This window comes from Cellulomonas sp. plas2 (genome assembly GCF_057221735.1).
Genome location: NZ_CM170155.1, coordinates 333,382 through 349,010, shown reverse-complemented (window position 1 = coordinate 349,010; position 15,629 = coordinate 333,382). Strand labels below are relative to the sequence as shown.

The 15,629-nt window shown below is 76.2% G+C and carries 19 protein-coding genes; 11 read left to right on the top strand and 8 right to left on the bottom strand.

What is annotated here, in order from left to right:
- Positions 1-109: 109 nt before the first annotated feature.
- Complete coding sequence (locus AC2TDM_RS01560; protein WP_090034489.1) at positions 110-700, top strand: DUF4190 domain-containing protein; 591 nt, start codon at positions 110-112, stop codon at positions 698-700.
- Between the two features lie 94 nt (positions 701-794).
- Here the strand turns inward: AC2TDM_RS01560 and AC2TDM_RS01555 are convergent, their stop codons facing one another.
- Positions 795-1,643 carry a hypothetical protein gene (locus tag AC2TDM_RS01555; RefSeq protein WP_484635621.1) on the bottom strand — a complete coding sequence of 283 codons (849 nt, stop codon included), beginning with the start codon at positions 1,641-1,643 and terminating at the stop codon, positions 795-797.
- 132 nt (positions 1,644-1,775) lie between these two features.
- On the opposite strand from AC2TDM_RS01555, the gene AC2TDM_RS01550 reads away from it, so the two are divergent.
- From AC2TDM_RS01550 to AC2TDM_RS01525, 6 genes are all read left to right on the top strand, one after another.
- Positions 1,776-2,363, top strand: coding sequence for an NUDIX hydrolase (locus AC2TDM_RS01550; RefSeq protein WP_090034555.1), 588 nt, complete (start codon positions 1,776-1,778; stop codon positions 2,361-2,363).
- A gap of 140 nt (positions 2,364-2,503) precedes the next feature.
- A complete protein-coding gene (locus AC2TDM_RS01545; protein ID WP_090034486.1) occupies positions 2,504-3,211 on the top strand; it encodes a hypothetical protein in 708 nt (235 codons plus the stop codon).
- Between the two features lie 32 nt (positions 3,212-3,243).
- On the top strand, positions 3,244-5,388 hold the full coding sequence (locus AC2TDM_RS01540) for a sensor histidine kinase (RefSeq protein ID WP_090034485.1): 2,145 nt from the start codon (positions 3,244-3,246) through the stop codon (positions 5,386-5,388).
- Positions 5,379-6,059 carry a response regulator transcription factor gene (locus AC2TDM_RS01535; protein ID WP_090034484.1) on the top strand — a complete coding sequence of 227 codons (681 nt, stop codon included), beginning with the start codon at positions 5,379-5,381 and terminating at the stop codon, positions 6,057-6,059. The genes AC2TDM_RS01540 and AC2TDM_RS01535 overlap by 10 nt, the downstream gene beginning before the upstream one ends.
- 56 nt (positions 6,060-6,115) lie before the next feature.
- Positions 6,116-6,412, top strand: a complete 297-nt coding sequence (locus tag AC2TDM_RS01530; RefSeq protein ID WP_090034483.1) for an Rdx family protein — start codon at positions 6,116-6,118, stop codon at positions 6,410-6,412.
- A 19-nt stretch (positions 6,413-6,431) separates the two neighbouring features.
- Entirely contained in the window at positions 6,432-7,193 is a 762-nt protein-coding gene (locus tag AC2TDM_RS01525; RefSeq protein ID WP_090034482.1) for a DUF899 domain-containing protein, read from the top strand.
- A gap of 21 nt (positions 7,194-7,214) precedes the next feature.
- Here the strand turns inward: AC2TDM_RS01525 and AC2TDM_RS01520 are convergent, their stop codons facing one another.
- Together AC2TDM_RS01520 and AC2TDM_RS01515 are read right to left on the bottom strand one after the other, a co-directional pair.
- The gene (locus tag AC2TDM_RS01520; RefSeq protein WP_484635620.1) at positions 7,215-8,219 is read right to left on the bottom strand and encodes an RDD family protein; all 1,005 of its coding nucleotides are present in this window, start codon (positions 8,217-8,219) and stop codon (positions 7,215-7,217) included.
- A 271-nt stretch (positions 8,220-8,490) separates the two neighbouring features.
- The gene (locus AC2TDM_RS01515; RefSeq protein WP_484635619.1) at positions 8,491-9,219 is read right to left on the bottom strand and encodes a hypothetical protein; all 729 of its coding nucleotides are present in this window, start codon (positions 9,217-9,219) and stop codon (positions 8,491-8,493) included.
- 269 nt (positions 9,220-9,488) lie between these two features.
- Between AC2TDM_RS01515 and AC2TDM_RS01510 the strand changes: the two genes are divergently transcribed.
- The 4 genes from AC2TDM_RS01510 to AC2TDM_RS01495 are packed head-to-tail and all read left to right on the top strand — an operon-like array spanning position 9,489 to position 11,880.
- Positions 9,489-10,496, top strand: coding sequence for a sensor histidine kinase (locus AC2TDM_RS01510; RefSeq protein WP_484635618.1), 1,008 nt, complete (start codon positions 9,489-9,491; stop codon positions 10,494-10,496).
- Complete coding sequence (locus AC2TDM_RS01505) at positions 10,493-11,203, top strand: response regulator (protein ID WP_484635617.1); 711 nt, start codon at positions 10,493-10,495, stop codon at positions 11,201-11,203. Before AC2TDM_RS01510 ends, AC2TDM_RS01505 begins: the two co-directional genes overlap by 4 nt.
- Before the next feature lie 54 nt (positions 11,204-11,257).
- Positions 11,258-11,479, top strand: a complete 222-nt coding sequence (locus tag AC2TDM_RS01500) for a type II toxin-antitoxin system Phd/YefM family antitoxin (RefSeq protein ID WP_090034477.1) — start codon at positions 11,258-11,260, stop codon at positions 11,477-11,479.
- Complete coding sequence (locus tag AC2TDM_RS01495; protein ID WP_484635616.1) at positions 11,470-11,880, top strand: type II toxin-antitoxin system VapC family toxin; 411 nt, start codon at positions 11,470-11,472, stop codon at positions 11,878-11,880. The genes AC2TDM_RS01500 and AC2TDM_RS01495 overlap by 10 nt, the downstream gene beginning before the upstream one ends.
- A gap of 207 nt (positions 11,881-12,087) precedes the next feature.
- On the opposite strand, the gene AC2TDM_RS01490 is transcribed toward AC2TDM_RS01495, so the two are convergent.
- The 5 genes from AC2TDM_RS01490 to AC2TDM_RS01470 form a co-directional block, all read right to left on the bottom strand.
- Positions 12,088-12,249, bottom strand: a complete 162-nt coding sequence (locus AC2TDM_RS01490; RefSeq protein WP_484635615.1) for a hypothetical protein — start codon at positions 12,247-12,249, stop codon at positions 12,088-12,090.
- A gap of 379 nt (positions 12,250-12,628) precedes the next feature.
- Positions 12,629-13,015 (bottom strand): VOC family protein, encoded by a 387-nt coding sequence (locus tag AC2TDM_RS01485; RefSeq protein ID WP_090034475.1) that lies wholly within the window; start codon positions 13,013-13,015, stop codon positions 12,629-12,631.
- Positions 12,981-13,316, bottom strand: a complete 336-nt coding sequence (locus AC2TDM_RS01480) for an ArsR/SmtB family transcription factor (protein ID WP_484635614.1) — start codon at positions 13,314-13,316, stop codon at positions 12,981-12,983. The genes AC2TDM_RS01485 and AC2TDM_RS01480 overlap by 35 nt, the downstream gene beginning before the upstream one ends.
- Positions 13,317-13,584: 268 nt before the next feature.
- A complete protein-coding gene (locus AC2TDM_RS01475; RefSeq protein WP_484635613.1) occupies positions 13,585-14,166 on the bottom strand; it encodes a hypothetical protein in 582 nt (193 codons plus the stop codon).
- A 346-nt stretch (positions 14,167-14,512) separates the two neighbouring features.
- Entirely contained in the window at positions 14,513-15,625 is a 1,113-nt protein-coding gene (locus AC2TDM_RS01470) for a Wadjet anti-phage system protein JetD domain-containing protein (RefSeq protein WP_484635612.1), read from the bottom strand.
- Positions 15,626-15,629: the final 4 nt, after the last annotated feature.

The window sequence follows — 15,629 nt, the reverse complement described above, 5'->3', positions numbered from 1 at the left end:
ACGGGTAGCGCCGCCCCTGCGCTGGTGGGAGGCTCAGCCGACCCCCGGGTGCAGGTGCGCAGGTGCAGCGCCCGGGCCGCAGCCGTCCCGACCGACCGGAGGAACGACAGTGAGCTACGACAACAGCGGGTCCACGCCCCCGCCGCCGCCGCGCGGCTCCGGCCAGGAGCCGTGGGAGGTCCAGCCCGGCGCCGAGAGCCGTGGCGCGGGCGAGACGTACGGCCAGCCGTCGGCGGCGCCCTACGGCCAGTCACCGGCGTCGGGCGGCTACAACAGCACGGGCGGCTACGGCAGCTCCGCGGGGTCGTCGCCCGCCATGGGGCCTGCCGGCGGCTACGGCCAGCCGCAGCCCCCGCGCAGCAACGGCATGGCCATCGCTGCCCTGGTCCTCGGCATCCTGGCGATCCTCGGCTGCCTCATCCCGCTCGTGAACATCCTGTCGATCGTCCTGGGCATCGTCGCCGTCATCCTCGGCGTCGTCGCGGTCCGCCGCAGCAAGCTCGTCGGCGGCCGCGGGCTCGGGATCACCGGCATCGTCCTGGGCGCCCTGGCGATCGTCGTGTCGGCGGTCGTGCTCGCGGCCACCATCGCGGCGTTCGGCAGCCTCGACCAGGAGCAGCTCGACCAGATCGTCGACCAGTTCGAGTCGCCGCCGGCCGAGGGCGCGGGCTTGCTCGACGGCGGTCGCGTCTCGCTCTGACAGCCGTCCGGCCGGCTTCGCGCCGCGTCGGGCGGGACACCACGGGCCAGGTCCTCGAGGCACCAGTCGTGCCGGAGGTCCTGGCCCGTCGTCGTCAGGCACCAGGGACGGCCGAGCGACGAGCAGCGGCAGCCCTCCGGCGCCGGAAGGGCAGCGTCGCGAGCTGGACGAGCGGCCCGAGGACGCACAAGGAGCCGAAGGCGAACACGGCTCCGGCTCCGACGGCCGCGGGCCACCGCAGGACCGCTTGGGTCCTCCACCCCGACGAGTGCGCCTCCACACCGAGTGCCACCGGCGACCTCCTTGCCTCGGCGACGACGACGTCCAGCTCGTCACCGATCCTGAGATGCGCACCGGGTGCTCGTAGCGCCATGCGCCGGTCGCCGGCGACGACGCGGACCTCGTCGTCGCGCACCCGGTACGTCACGTCGACGACCGTCGCCGGCACCGCCTCCCCTTCGGCGACGACGGCCATGTCGGTGACCATCTCCTCATCGCACAGCAGGCCCCCCGCGACACCGATGACGACCGCGACGGCCAGCATGACGCGGAAGGTCCGACGCCCGACCCCCTCGTCAGCACGAGGCGGTACGGGCGCGGTGGTCGGGGCAGGTGCGACGTCGATCGACATGGCCCGGAGTGTGGACCGTGGCCTCTCGACGCCGCCGGACGGCCTGTGGACGACGGCGACGCCGGCGATTCGGAGATGGTCGGCGACGACGGGGCTCGCGCACGGCATGCTGGCGCCCATGGCATCGAGGTGGTCCATCGCGTCGGAGGACTCCGTCCTGTGCATCGGCTCCCGCGGGTCGGTGCTGTCGATCGGGTCGGTGGGGTCGATCGCGTCGGTCGGGTCCGTGGGGTCGTCGCTGTCGCTGTTCGGACTGGGATCGACGCTGAGCGTCGGCGCGGTGATGTCGGCGCTCGGGGCGGGGACGGTCATGTCGTCGCGGCGCGTCGGCGCGGTGATGGGTCGGTCGCGCCCCGGCGGACGCGCGGGGTGGGTTCTGCTGCAGTCGGCGCTGGTCGGTGCGCTCGCCGTGGCCGCCGCAGCGCCGGCGTGGCGGCGGGACCGATGAGCCTGGTGGCGGACGGGGTCTCGTCGCCCGACGAGCGTGCCGCCCGCACGGCGGACCTGCTGGCCGCGTGGGAGCCGACGGACCCGGACCAGCGGGCCGAGCGCGACGCCTTCGTCGCCTTCACCCGCGAGCGCGGGGCAGCGGCCCTGAACCGCGACGGCGGGCCGGAGCACCTGACGGCGAGCACCTTCGTCCTCACCCGCGACCACCGACGGGTGCTGCTCGCCCTGCACCGCAAGGCCGGGCTGTGGCTGCAGCTCGGCGGCCACGTGGAGCCGGGCGACGCGAACCTGCCCGCGGCCGCGCTGCGCGAGGCCCGCGAGGAGGGCGGCATCGCGGACCTGGAGCTGCGGGCGGACGCGCCGGTCGACCTGCACCGGCACCCGCTCGGCGGCGCGTTCGGCCGGTGCCGCGCGCACTGGGACACGGGCTGGGTCGCGTTCGCCGACGAGGTGCCGCCGCTGACCAGCGCGGAGAGCCACGAGGTCGCGTGGTGGCCGGTCGACGCGCTGCCGACGCCGGTCCCGCACGACCTGCACGTCCGGCTGGGGCACGCGCTCACCGCGGCCCGGCTGCGGACCTGACCGCACGATTTCGGCGCATGAGGCAGGCCGGACCCCTGGCCGTCCCCGGCGAGGACCGGCGTCCCTGGTGACCGGGACGTCGGGACCCGGACGGTAGGGCGGGCCGGGGACGTCGCCCCGGCCCGACCTCGGGAGGCCGCATGACCACCACCCCGCCCTCGTCCGCCACGCAGGCGCCGGCTCCGGCGGCTCCGCAGGTGCTGCACCTCGACAGGGCGCAGGACGACGCCGACCCCGTCGTCGGCCTCCGCCGACGCCTCACCACGGCGCTGGCCCTGGCCGCCCCGCCCCTGCTCGTCCTGGGGAACGCCCTCATGCCCGCGCTGCCGCGGGACCCGGCGCAAGCGGTCGCCGCTGTGCCGGCGGTGGCGGACCGCTACCTCGCGGCGGCCCTGATGTACGCGCTCGCCTCGTTGCTGCACGTGCCCTTCGTCCTCGCGCTCTGGCGGGTCGGGACCCGCCGCGGCGCGTGGCTGAGGTTCGGCGGGGGTGCGGTGCTCGTGCTGGCGATGGTGCTCAACGCGCTCTCCCTGGTCCTGTGGGGCTACCTGCTGTGGGGCTCGGCGCGCGCCGGCCTGCCGGACGAGCTGCAAGTCCGGCTCGGGGCCGCCCTCGACGGCTCGGCTGCCACGCTGCCGGTGTCGTTCCTCGCCGTCCCGCTGGCCGTGCTCGGCATGCTCGCCCTCGCTGCGGGGCTGCTCCGCTCGCGCGTGGTGCCGCACTGGGCGGTGGGCCTGTGGGTCGTCGGGGTGCTGGCGTCCGCGTCCGTCGGCGCGGGGCCGCTGGCGCTCGTCGGGCTCGTCGGGGCGGCCGGGGGGGCCGTCCTGGTCCTGTCGACCCGCCGTTGACCCGTGCCGTCGAGGAGCACCACGCTGGGTCGATGACCGCGGGGGCCACGGCCGACGGCACGGCGACGGTCCCGGCTGCCCCCGCACGGCCGGCGCAGCAGACGCCGGCCGACCGGGCGGCACGGCCCTCCGGCCGACCGCCACGGGTGTGGCCGGCGCCCGTCGCCATGGCGGCCGTCGTCGGCGCGGCCGTCGTGACGGCGACCGTCGTCGCCCCCGAGCCCCGGCCCGTCCCGGAGGTCCTGCTCGACGGGCACCTCCTCGGTGACGCCACCATGGCCGTGGCCTGCACGGTCGTCGCGGCGCTGCTGCTGACCCGCATGCCTCGGCACCCCGTGGGGCTCGTCTTCGCCGGCATCGCGGCGTCCGACGGGCTGTCCGTGGTCGCGTCCGCCGTCACGGCCGGCACCGGCGGAGGGCTGCAGGTGGCGGCCGCGTGGGTCGCCGGCTGGGCGTGGGTCCCCGGGCTCGTCCTCGCGGCGGCCGTGCTGCCCCTGGTCGTGCCCGACGGCGCGGGGACGCGGTGCCGACGCACCCTGCTCGTCGGCGCGCTCGCCTGCGGGGCGGTGCTCACGCTCGCCGTGGCGACGACGGGCACGGTGGCCCTCGGCCCCGGCACCCAGGTGCCCAGTCCCGTGGCCGTCCCCGGGGCGGACGTGCTCGTGCTCGTCGCCGAGGCCCTCACGGCGGCGGCGGCGGTGCTCGCGGTCGTCGTGCTGCTGCGCCGCTTCCACCGGGCGGGACCGACGCTGCGCCGACAGGTGGCACCCCTCCTCGTCGCCGGGGCGGTCGCCCTCGGCACCGTCCTCGCGGCCCCGTCGCTCGGTCGTGCGGGGACGGTCGCCCAGGACGCGGCGCTGCTGCTCGTGCCGGCCGCCGCGGCGGTGAGCGTGCTGCGGTACCGGCTGTACGACGTCGAGGTCGTCGTGCACCGGACGGTCGTCGGGCTGGTGCTGTCCGGCGGGGTGGTGGTGGCGTACGTCGTCGTCGTCCAGGTCGTGGCCGAGCTGCTCGGGCTCAGGGGCGGGGTCGCGTCGGTGGCGGCCACGGCGCTCGTGGCCGTCGGGTTCGCACCGGCCCGCGTCGCCGTGCAGCGCATCGTGTCCCGGCTGCTGGGCGGTGCCGCGGGCGACCCCTACACGGCACTGCACCGCACGACGCAGCTGCTGGCCGGCGGCGCCGACCCGCGGGGCGCGCTCGCCGTCGCCGTCGAGGACCTGGCACGCGGCCTGCGCAGCCCCGGCGTCCGCGTGGTGCGCGGCGACGAGGTGCTCGTGGGGAGCGCCGAGGGCGCAGCCGGGCTGGTCGCGGACCTGCGCAGCGGCGAGGACGTCGTCGGCCGGCTCGAGGTGGTCGCGCGGCCCACCGGCGAGGGGTACTCCCGGACCGAGCGGCGGCTCGTCCTCGACCTCGCGGCACCGCTGGCCGCCGCGGTCTCCGCCGTCGCCCTCGCGGGGGACCTGGCCGCGGCCCGCGACCGCCTGGCCCGCGCGCGGGAGGAGGAGCGCCGCGCGGTGCAGACCCGGCTGCACGACGACGTCGGTCCCGCGATGGCCGCGCTGCTCGTGCAGTCCGAGGTGGCACGACGACGGCTGGACCGCGGCGACCTCGATGGCGCCCGGTCCGTGCTCGACGAGCTGCGACGCACCGCCGCCGGGGCCGCCGCCGACGTGCGGGGCGTCAGCGACCACCTCGGGCCCGACGCGCTCGACCAGGTCGGCCTCGTCGACGCCGTGCGCGCGCTGGGGCGGCGGCTGTCGGACGACGACCTGCGGGTGACCGTCGAGGTCGCCGACGACCTGCCGGCGCCGCTGCCGGCCGCCGTCGAGGACGCCGCCCACCGCATCGTCGCCGAGGCGCTGACGAACGTGCGCCGGCACGCGAGGGCCACCGGCGCCGTCGTCCGGCTGGCCCCGGGCGGTGACGCCCCCGGTGCCCGGCGTGCGCCGTCCCTCGTGGTCGAGGTCCGTGACGACGGCATCGGGGCCGGTGCCGCCCGGCGCCGTGGTGGCGCCGGCGTCCCGTCGATGCGGGCGCGGGCGGAGGAGCTCGGGGGAACGGTCGACATCGCGTCCGCGCCCGGCGGCGGGACACGGCTGCGGGCGGAGCTGCCGGTTCGCCGCGTGCACACCCTCGTGCGGGTGGCGCCCGACGACCGGGAGGTGCCGTGGGCCTGACCGCCGTCCTCGCCGACGACCACCCCGTGTACCGGCGCGGGCTGGCCATGCTGCTCGCCGAGGAGGGTGTCGAGGTGCTGGCGCAGGCCGCCACGGCGGCGGAGTGCCTCGCGGCGGTCGACGCCGCACCTCCCGATGTCGTGGTGCTGGACCTGCACCTGCCGGACCGCTCGGGCGTCGAGGTCGCGCGGACGCTCGCCACGTCCCACCCGACCGTCGGCGTCCTCGTCCTGAGCATGGACGCCTCGGACGCCAGCACGCTCGCCGCCCTGCGCGCCGGTGCGCGGGGGTACCTGCTGAAGGAGTCCGCGGCGGACGGCATCGCGCGAGCGGTTGGTGCCGTCGCCCGCGGGGAGCTGCACCTCGACGCCCTCCTCGCCGGTCGTGTCGCGGGGCTGCTCGCGTCCGCCGGCGCCTCGGCGTCCTCCCCGCAGGGGCTGGCGGACATGTCGCCTCGCGAGCTCGAGGTGCTCGCGCTGGTCGCGGAAGGTCTCGGCAACGTCGAGATCGGCCGCAAGCTGTTCCTGGCAGAGAAGACCGTGCGCAACCACGTCACGGCCCTGCTCGCCAAGACGGGTGCGCCCGGTCGACCCGCGCTCGTCGCCCTGGCCCGTGACGCCGGGCTGGGCGGGTCGCCCCGCCGGGATGCGGCCCAGCGCGCACGGTCGTGAGCCCTCCGGACGGAGGCGCGGGCACGCAGCGGCCGGCCGTGCTGGAGGATGGCCGCATGAGCGGACCCGTGGTCACCATCACCTACTGCACGCGCTGCCGGTGGCTGCTGCGGGCGCAGTGGTACCAGGGCGAGCTGCTGTCGACGTTCGAGCAGGTGCTCGGCGGTGTGACCCTCGTGCCGTCGACGGTCGACGGCGGGGTGTTCCGCATCGACGTCGACGGCACGGCGCTGTGGAACCGCAAGCGCGACGGCGGGTTCCCCGAGATCACGGACCTCAAGCGCCGGCTGCGGGATCTCGTCGCGCCGGACATGGCGGTGGGTCACGCCGACCGCGCGGCGGAGCCTTCCTGAGCCTTCTGGCACGGGCGCGATGAGTCCCGGCGGCCGGTGCCCTGACCGATCGTGTGCCCGCCGCCAGGGAGGACGCCAGTCCACCGCTGCTGCCCACCACACCGCCCTGCCGCCCGTCGTCGACGCGGACACCTGGTCGGCCGCGCTCGCCGACCTGCGCCGCCGCGAGAAGGCGGCCACCCGCGAGCTCGACGCCATCGCCGCGCAGCGCCGCCGGCTGCCCATGGTCCGCCTGCCCGAGTACACGCTCACCGGCGAGGACGGGCCGGTCCGGCTGGTCGACGTCTTCGAGGGCCGGCACCAGCTCATCACCTACCACCACATGTGGTCGCCCGGCGCGGAGTGGCAGTGCAGCGGCTGCACCGGATTCACGTCGCAGTACACGCGACTGGACTTCCTCGAGCCGGTGGACGCGCGCTTCGTCGTCGTGACGCAGGGGCGGCTCGACGAGGCGCTGGCCTACCGCGAGAAGGTCGGCAACCGGATGACCTGGTACTCGACCGCGGACAGCCCCTTTGGCGCCGACATGGGCGCCGGTCCCGACGAGGGGTACGCCGTCAACGTCTTCCTGCGCGACGGCGACACCGTCTACCGCACCTGGCACACCGACGGCCGCGGCACCGAGCAGCTCAGCCACACGTTCCCGCTCGTCGACCTGCTGCCCTGGGGCCGGCAGGAGGACTGGCAGGACTCGCCGGAGGGCTGGCCGCGGCTCGGCGGTGCAGGCGCGGGGTGGCAGGGCTCGCGGGACGTCGCGCGGCTGTACGGCCCGCGGGACTGAGTGCGAGCGCGCCGTCGCAGGTCAGGTCTCGGTGGCGCGGAGGGCGAGGCGGCAGTTCGCGACGACCTCGTCGTCGACCTTCAGCGTGCTGGCGAGCCGCCAACCACCCGGCGGTGCACCCGCTCGGTCGAGGGAGACGATGGCGCCGCCGGGAGCGAACGGGCTCCCCTCCCACGTGAACTCCGCCGGATCGCCGCCCAGCGTCGTCTCGCCGACGAGCGCACCGGCTGCGTCGCGCACCGTGGTGTGGACACCGACAAGCCGGCCGTCGAACGCGTCGTCGGGCCAGGACCACCGCACGGTCGTCGGCGCGAGCGGGGACGTCCGGCGGACCCACCACCGCCACTGGGTCAGCGAGGTCGAGGCGTCGGCGGTCGCTGCCGCCTCGACGACGGCGCCACCCGCGGAGCTGCACGCGAGCGCCGTCGAGTCGCTGGTCCGAACCGTCGTCGACCACGGCACCGCGAAGCCGGCGCCCAGCACGACGACGACGAGGGCCGCGACGGTGGCCCGGCGAGCGCCGACCGGCGGAACCGGCCCGCGACCGCGCACCACCGACCCGCCGCGGACGACAAGGGTCCGCGCCAGGCTGTCGGCGAACGTCCGCCGCTCGCGGTGCACCGCCGCGCGCAGGTACCCCAGCAGCAGGATCCCGTCGAGCAGGTGCGCCAGCTGCCGCAGCAGCACCCGTACGACGCCCACGGGCCGCCGGGTCGCGTCGTCGACGACGGCCACGTCGAGCAGCCGCTTCCCCGGCGTCTGCCCGGTGAGCCCCTGGAGCACCAGCAGCACCGCGAGCGCCACCCAGGGCGCGAGCGCCGTCCGCCCGGCCGGCACCACGAACGGCGGCAGCACCACCGACGTCGGCAGGGGCGCCTGCACACCGTCGCCGGCGACCCACCACGTCACCCCGGCGAGGAGCACGGCGTCGAGCACCCAGGCCGCCAGCCGTCGGCGGCGCGAGGCCAGCCCCGCGACGGCGGTGTGGCGCTCGTCGCCCGCGTGGTCTGGGCCGGCAGCGGTCACGCGCTGATCGTGGCAGAGCGCCGCGCATCGCGGCAGGCCCTGCCCGGTGCGGGCCGCGACCGTCCCCGACGATCGCTGCCCGCGGCACCATCACGGCGCGAAGCGGATGCCGGCCTCGGCCGCGGTGGCCGCGGTCGCGACCAGGCCTGTGCTGACGAGCAGGACCACCAGGGCACGCAGACGGTTCTTCATGATGACTCTCCTCCATCGGGGTGACCGGGACCGGGATCGGCCCGGTGCGGACCCGGCGCACGCAGGCGCGGGTCCGAACTCAAGGAGCCGCTCGCCACAGTGCGAGGGCGGTCGGCGCAGCGGCGACGGCCACGGCGCCCAGGCCGAGCGCCTCGACGAGGAGCGTCTGCCCCGACAGCGCGAAGACGGCGACGCTGCCCAGCGTCGCGAGGACCCACTGCCACGGCCGCGCCCAGCGCGCGCGGGTGGCACCCGCCAGCAGCAGCGGCCAGCCGACGTGCACCCCGACGAAGAACAGCAGCACGGTCGCACCGGCGAGCGGGTCGGCCGTCTCGGACCGGGCGAGCCCGTCGAGCAGCTCCGGCGCCGGCGTCCCCGTGGGCGGCAGCATGCTCACCATCAGCGAGTTCACGACCGCGAAGCCGCCGGCGCCGACCGCCCCGAGCACGAGGAGCACCGCCCCGGCCAAGGTGAGCCCGCTCCCCCGGCCGCGCCCGACGACCCGCAGCAGCCGCAGCGCGCCGGGCACGGTGACGACCGTCCCGACGAGCAGCAGCGCCGCCCACGCCTGCCACGCGCCGGCAGCGTCGCCGATGGCGGCGGCGATCTGCCCGGCGTCGTCGCCGGGGACGTCGGGGTGGACGGCGCCGGCCACCGCGAGCACCACGGGCCCGAGGAGCAGTGCCAGGGCGGCGGCCCGTGGTGCGCGGACGTCGGCGAGCCGGGGCGTGGGCCCCCGGAGGCCGAGGTCGAGGTGACGTGTCTCGTCGGCCTCGAGGGGACGGCTGGTCAACGGGGTGTCGGTCATGGCGGGTGCCTCCGGGTCGTCGCCGGTGAGGAGCGGACGTCGGCGACGCTAGGAGCGCGCCGGCCGCTGGCACCGCCCCCGTCCTGCGGAGACGTCTCGTCCTTTCGGCGGAGGAGGGCCGGCAGGGCGCGCCGCTACCGTGGGCCGATGGCCGGGCCTCGCGCGGGGCGCACGGCGTCGGTGGCCGCCGACGCCGGGCCGGTGCTCGTGCTCGGTGCGGCGCTCGTCGTCGAAACGCTGAGCGAGCGCCGCTGCGGCCGCTCGAGGCCGTGCTCGCCGCCACCGCCGTCCTGGCCCTCGCGCTGCGCCGGTCGCACCCCGTCGCCGTCGTCGCGGTGGTCGGAACCGCGGTCGTCGCGCTGCTGACGTCGGGGCCGCCGCTGCTCGCGACGAACCTCGCGCTGCTCGTGGCGGCCGGCTCGGGCGTCGTGCACGCCCGCCGGCGCAGCGCGGTGACGGCCGTCGTCGGGCTGGCCGTCGTCGCGTGGACGGGCGGCTTCCTGCTCGATGACACCCCCGACCTGGGCAGCGACGCCGTCTCGAGCGCCTGGATCGCGGTCCCGCTCCTCGTCGGGGGCGTCATGCGCCGGCAGGCGTCACGGACGCGTGCAGCCGAGAAGGAGAGCCGCGCGGCCGCGGCCGTGCTGCGCGCCGAGCGGGAACGCATCGCGCGCGAGCTGCACGACGTCGTCGGGCACACGCTCGCCGTCGTCGTCCTGCACTCCCGGGCGGGCTCCGCGGCGCTGCGGCAGGGCGACGAGACCGCCGCCGCCGAGGCACTGACCGTCGTGGAGACCATGGGCCGCGACGCGCTGGCGGACGTGCGACGCCTCGTCGCCCTCGAGCAGACGCCCGCCGACGAGACCGCCGCGCCCGGCCTGTCCCAGCTGGACACCCTCGTCGCGCGCGTGCGGGGTGCCGGGCTGCCGGTCGAGGTCGGCGTCGCCGGCGACCTGACCCGCCTGCCGCCCGGCGTCGACGCGGCGGCGTACCGGCTGGTGCAGGAGGCGCTGACGAACGTGGTGAAGCACGCCGGGCCGGACGCGCGCGTGCGCGTGGCGGTCAGCGTCGGCGCGGAAGCGGTCGAGCTGGAGGTGGAGGACGACGGCGCAGGTCCGCCGGCGTCCGGGGCGGGGGCGGTGGGTGCCGCGGCGGGTGGGCACGGCCTCGTCGGGATGGCCGAGCGCGTCGGCCTGTACGGCGGCCGGTTCGAGAGCGGGCCGCGAGCGCCGCACGGCTTCCGGGTGCGCGCCGAGCTGCCGCTGGCCCCCGCATGAGCGCCCTTTCGGCGTCGGAGCCCGCGCGGACCGTGCGGGTGCTGCTCGCCGACGACCAGCGGCTCGTGCGCGCCGGCCTGCGGCTGCTGCTGGACCTGGAGCCGGGGCTGGAGGTCGTCGGCGAGGCGGCCGACGGGGTCGAGGCGGTGGCGGCGGCGCAGTCCGTCCCGCCGCCCGAGGTGGTGCTCATGGACGTGCGCATGCCGCGCCTGGACGGCATCGAGGCGACCGCGCGCATCCGGCGGCTGCCGCACGCGCCGCAGGTCCTGGTGCTCACGACCTTCGACGCCGACGAGCTCGTCTACCGCGCGCTGCGGGCGGGGGCGTGCGGCTTCCTGCTCAAGGACGCGCCGCAGGCGCACCTCGTCCTGGCCGTCCGCGCCGCCGCGGCGGGGGTGCCGACGGTGGCGCCGACGGTCGTCGCGCGGATGGTCGAGCGCTTCGCCGGGCCCGCCCCTGCAACCGGTCGGTCGCCGGCGCTCGACCGGCTGACCGCGCGCGAGCGGGACGTGCTGCGCGCGATGGCCACGGGCGCCTCCAACGCGGACATCGCGCGGGCGCTGCACCTGGGCGAGAGCACCGTGAAGAGCCACGTCGCGCACGTGCTCACCAAGCTCGACCTCACGAGCCGGTCGCAGGCGGTGGTGGTGGCGTACGAGTCGGGGCTCGTCGCGCGAGGCGCACAGCGGCACGCGCACCTGGAGTGACGCGGCGGCCCGCATGCGGTTGACCACGCCAGCCTGGTCTGGTTGGTTCGACGGGTGGTGACCGTGAACGTGCAGGAGGCCAAGACGCGCCTCTCCGAGCTCCTCAGCCGGGTGGAACGCGGGGAGGAGGTGGTGGTCGCACGCGCCGGCACCCCCATCGCACGCCTCGTGCCGGTGGACCTGTCGTGGCGCCGGCCGTTCGGGACGATGCGGTTCGAGGTGCCGGCGTCGTTCGACGAGCCCCTGCCCGAGGGCGAGCTCGCGGCATGGGAGTGACCTTCCTGCTGGACACGCACGTCGTCCTGTGGCTGCGCGGCGACCCCACCCGCGTCCATCCGGAGCTGCGTGACGTGCTCGGGGACCCGCGCAACCGCCTGCTGGTCTCGGCGGCGAGCGCGATGGAGGTGGCGACGAAGACCCGGCTCGGGAAGCTGGAGATCGGGCGCTCCCTGGTGCCCACGTGGACGGCATGGCTCCGCGAGACCGCGGCCGAGGAGCTGGCGATCTCGGGCGAGCACGCCCTGCTCGCCGGCTCGATGCCGTGGGAGCACCGTGACCCCTTCGACCGGCTCCTCGTCGCGCAGGCCCTCGTCGAAGGGGTGCCGCTCGTCTCGTCGGACGCGGCCATCCGTGCCGTCCCGGGCCTGCGGACGGTCGACCCGACGACGGGCCGGTAAGGCACCAGCCGCTGCTCGGTGACGGAGCACCGCATGGTCGGTCTTGCGAGCGCGCTGGCCACCGTCCTCAGCGGATCGGCGCGATCCCGATCGAGGTGGCCTCGAGTGTCGTCGAGGACAGCCGTCATGATCGGGGCTCGTGCGGCGGACCGGCGCAGCGGGTGCCGCCAGGAGAGGAGGCGGCACTCTGGCTCGGTCAGGCGTCGGTCAGGCGCCGGCCCTGAGGTAGGCGGTGAGGGAGGTGCTCAGCGAGGCGAGCCGGTCCGCGCGGGCCTGCACCTCGTCGCGCAGCTGGGCGATGCGCTCGAGGATCGGCGGGCAGCCCGACTCCGTGCGGCCGCCGAGCGTGCAGGGCAGCATGTCCTTCATCAGCGGTCGGCATCCCGATCTCCAGCAGGGAGCGGATGCCCTCCGCAGTCGCGACGGCGCTCTCGGGGTAGTCCCGGTACCCGTTCGCCGGCACGGACCCGATGCACGCGACGCAGCCGTCGCCCCTCGTGCGCGCGGAGACGAGGGCGACGGCCGCCGTCATCGGCCGGGAGGCCGGGCCGGCGGCAGTGGCGGTCCTGGCCGCCGCCACGTCGCCGTCGGTGCACCCCGGACTCTTCTGGGGCCCCGCCGGCTTGCGCTCGGAGCCGGACGTCCTCGGGTGCCCTTCGCCGCGATCGCGACCGACGAGCACGCGGCCGCGGGTCTCTGGGAGGCGTCCGCCCGGCTCATCGGGGTCGACTACCAGTCCTGAGCGGCGTCAGCGCATCTGGGCGATCTGGACGAGGTTGCCGCACGTGTCGTCGAGCACCGCGGTGACGACCGGCCCCATCTCCACCGGCGGCTGAGTGAAGCGCACGCCCAGTGCCTCGAGCCGGGCGTGCTCGGCGACGACGTCGTCGACGGCGAAGCTCGTGATGGGGATGCCGTCGGCGACGAGGGCCGCCGTGTACGCCTTGGCGGCCGGGTGGTCGTCGGGCTCGAGGACGAGCTCGACACCGTCCGACGCTTCGGGCGAGACGACGGTCAGCCAGCGGTGCTGCCCCAGCGGCACGTCGTTCTTCGGCAGGAAGCCCAGCACGTCGGTGTAGAACGCCAGCGCCTTCGCCTGGTCATCGACATGGATGCTCGTCAGGTGGATCTTCACGGTGCTCCTCAGGGTGTGCGTCGTCGGGCTGCAGGAGGTCCGCCCACGGCGCGAGCGCCTGCCGCAGCGGGGTGAGGTCGAGGTGGTGCACGAGCGTGCGGCCCACCTTGTGGCGGTCGACAAGACCGGCCTCGGCCAGGACGTCGAGGTGCTGAGACACGGCCTGCCGGGTCGGCGTCAGGCCGTGGTGCTGCGCGAGTCGCGTGCACAGCTCGAACAGCGTCTGACCGTCACGGGCGCGCAGCTCGGTGAGGAGCGCGCGCCGCGTCGGGTCCGCGAACGCCCGGAGCGGATCGGGCACTCACCCACCATAGGCAAGCAGGCGATTGCCTGTCGAGGGCCTCCGACGGCCAGTGATGTCGATGGGCGCCAGCTCACCACCGAGGCCGGCGGGACGGGGTGGACGATCGTCTCGACGGGCAGACCCTCCGGCGGGCCGGACGCCAGCTCGTGCTGCAGGCCGTCACCGTGGCGGAAGAGTGGTCCGTCATCTACGTCCTGGGCCCGACGCCCGAGCGTCCGAGCCGCCCCGGATCGTTCCAGTGCGACGAGATGCCGGACCCTCTTCGTCAGGCCGGACGTCGGCTCCGCAGCGCGTCGCGGAAGGCGAGCACGCGGTCCGGCACCTCGGGCTCCCAGTCCTCGGGGTCGTCGTCGACGTGCTGCCGTCCGCAGTCGTGCCGGTAGTCGTCCTGGTCCTGGTACATGTCCTCCACGGGTCCGTCCGCGACCCGCTGCAGGAGCGGCGCGAGGTCGACGAGGTACCCCTCGCCGTCGGGGACCGCCGTGAGGACCTGCCCGTCCGTCGCGGACCCGAGCATCGCTCCTACCGGTCCCGACAGGCCGTCCGAACGCAGCGTGAGCCGCACCGGCGCGGACGGCAGTGCCGCGAGCGCAGCGATGGTGTCCTCGACGTGCCGGGCGTCCTGGAGGTCCTCGAGCGCGAAGAGGGTGTCCTGGACCGGTCCGCCGACCCGTGTCTCGGGGTGCATGGCGACGATCGTCCGGACGCGGCGCATCGTGCGGTCGAGCAGGTCGAGAGCGGGCAGGACGTCGGCGAGCCGGTCCTCGTGCGACAGCTCGCCGGCCGCGAGGGTGACGTAGGCGAAGGCGTCGAGGACGCGGTGCAGGGCGTCATGGGCGGTGGTCATGGTTCCTCCTGAAGCGGGTCGGTTCGAGGAGGGCCGCGTTTCACACCCCTCCCTCCTGTACTCAGGAACGCGTGCGTTCTGGCATCGCGGCTCCCACTGACGAAGCCGCGCCAGCACCGTTCCGCCGCGCGCTCCTCCTCCTGAGTCACCGACCTGGAGAAACGGCCGGCGCCGCACCCGCGCATCCGGGCGACCGGCGCTCGGGCGCATGACGCGGACGCCGGATCGCACCCGAATGCACGCACGTGCTGCACCCGTCGCGCTCGGACGTGTCGCCTGTGGCGCCCCCGCTGTCCGGTGCAGGTGACCACAAGGCACGCGGGACCGAGCCGCCGGCAGCGGCTGCTCAGCGCCCCGGATCGAGACGCAGCGCTCGCAGGCAGTCGGGCCACGGGAGTCGCTCCTGCTCGAGGCGCACGTGCCCCAGGACGGCCAGCTCGTCGCGGGCGGCAGCCTCGGCGGGTGTCAGCCGGGTCAGCTCCCCGGTAGCGGGGATCGGCTCGGGCACGCACAGGTCCCGGTGGGCGCGCAGCGTGGACAGGTCCATGAGGACGCTGTCGACGTGCGGCAGGTGCGCCCGCACCCGGTCGAGGATCGAGAAGCCGTGGCTGTCGAGGTCTCCCCAGTAGGTGACGGGCGCGTCGGCCAGCCACGGCACGTCGCGGAGCCGGTCGACGGCGTACCCCGAGCCGTGCACGGCCACGACGCCGGGCGCGTCCGGCAGCGGCTGCAGGCAGGCCAGGTTCTCGACGACGACCACCCGCCGCACCGGCAGCGCCAGCCGCGCGAGCCCGGCGACGTCCGTCGCGAGGTCGTGCAGGCCACCCGGGCGCAGGGTCGGGTCGAGGATCCGCACCCGCACCAGCGGGGCGGGCTCGACGAGGCCGAGGTCAGACGACCCGGTGCACGCCGCGACGAGACCCGTGACGACCCCGCGGTGCGACTCCACCCACTTGCTGTGCACGCCGGGGACGGGCACCTGTCGCACGAGCAGACCCGAGCGGGGATGGTCGACGAACCAGTCCACCACGGCGACGAGCCGCGCCAGCTCCTCGTCGGGCAGGTCGCCGAGCACCGGGGCGTGCCGACGCATCGCCTCGGCGAGCAGCGACGAGCGGCCCCAGCGCTGGACAAGCCCCTCGCACCGCGTCACCAGACGGTGCCACTCCTCGGTCGTCCCCGCCGCGGCCGCCACCGTGGCTGCGTCGCCGAACCGGACCCGGACCGGGACCTCCTGCCGCCCGAGGCCCGACCACGCCCGGACCTCCCAGCGGATCGTCACGTCGCCGGTCATACCCGGGTCCCGCCACGCGGCAACCCAGGCGACGGCAGCGCCGGGGTCCGCGAGCGCCGCCCGCTCCGTCGGCGGGTGCAGCGGCACGTCGAGCACGGCCTCCGACCGGCCGCCCACCCCGTCCCCGTCCGCGTCGCCGACCGCCGCCGGGACCGCCTGCGCCACCGCC

Coding starts and splice junctions, on each gene's coding strand:
- AC2TDM_RS01555 (WP_484635621.1), bottom strand. CDS start 1,643: ATGACCGTCCCCGCCCCGAGCGCCGACATCACCGCGCCGACGCTCAGC.
- AC2TDM_RS01550 (WP_090034555.1), top strand. CDS start 1,776: ATGAGCCTGGTGGCGGACGGGGTCTCGTCGCCCGACGAGCGTGCCGCC.
- AC2TDM_RS01545 (WP_090034486.1), top strand. CDS start 2,504: ATGACCACCACCCCGCCCTCGTCCGCCACGCAGGCGCCGGCTCCGGCG.
- AC2TDM_RS01540 (WP_090034485.1), top strand. CDS start 3,244: ATGACCGCGGGGGCCACGGCCGACGGCACGGCGACGGTCCCGGCTGCC.
- AC2TDM_RS01530 (WP_090034483.1), top strand. CDS start 6,116: ATGAGCGGACCCGTGGTCACCATCACCTACTGCACGCGCTGCCGGTGG.
- AC2TDM_RS01525 (WP_090034482.1), top strand. CDS start 6,432: ATGAGTCCCGGCGGCCGGTGCCCTGACCGATCGTGTGCCCGCCGCCAG.
- AC2TDM_RS01515 (WP_484635619.1), bottom strand. CDS start 9,219: ATGACCGACACCCCGTTGACCAGCCGTCCCCTCGAGGCCGACGAGACA.
- AC2TDM_RS01505 (WP_484635617.1), top strand. CDS start 10,493: ATGAGCGCCCTTTCGGCGTCGGAGCCCGCGCGGACCGTGCGGGTGCTG.
- AC2TDM_RS01495 (WP_484635616.1), top strand. CDS start 11,470: ATGGGAGTGACCTTCCTGCTGGACACGCACGTCGTCCTGTGGCTGCGC.
- AC2TDM_RS01490 (WP_484635615.1), bottom strand. CDS start 12,249: ATGAAGGACATGCTGCCCTGCACGCTCGGCGGCCGCACGGAGTCGGGC.
- AC2TDM_RS01475 (WP_484635613.1), bottom strand. CDS start 14,166: ATGACCACCGCCCATGACGCCCTGCACCGCGTCCTCGACGCCTTCGCC.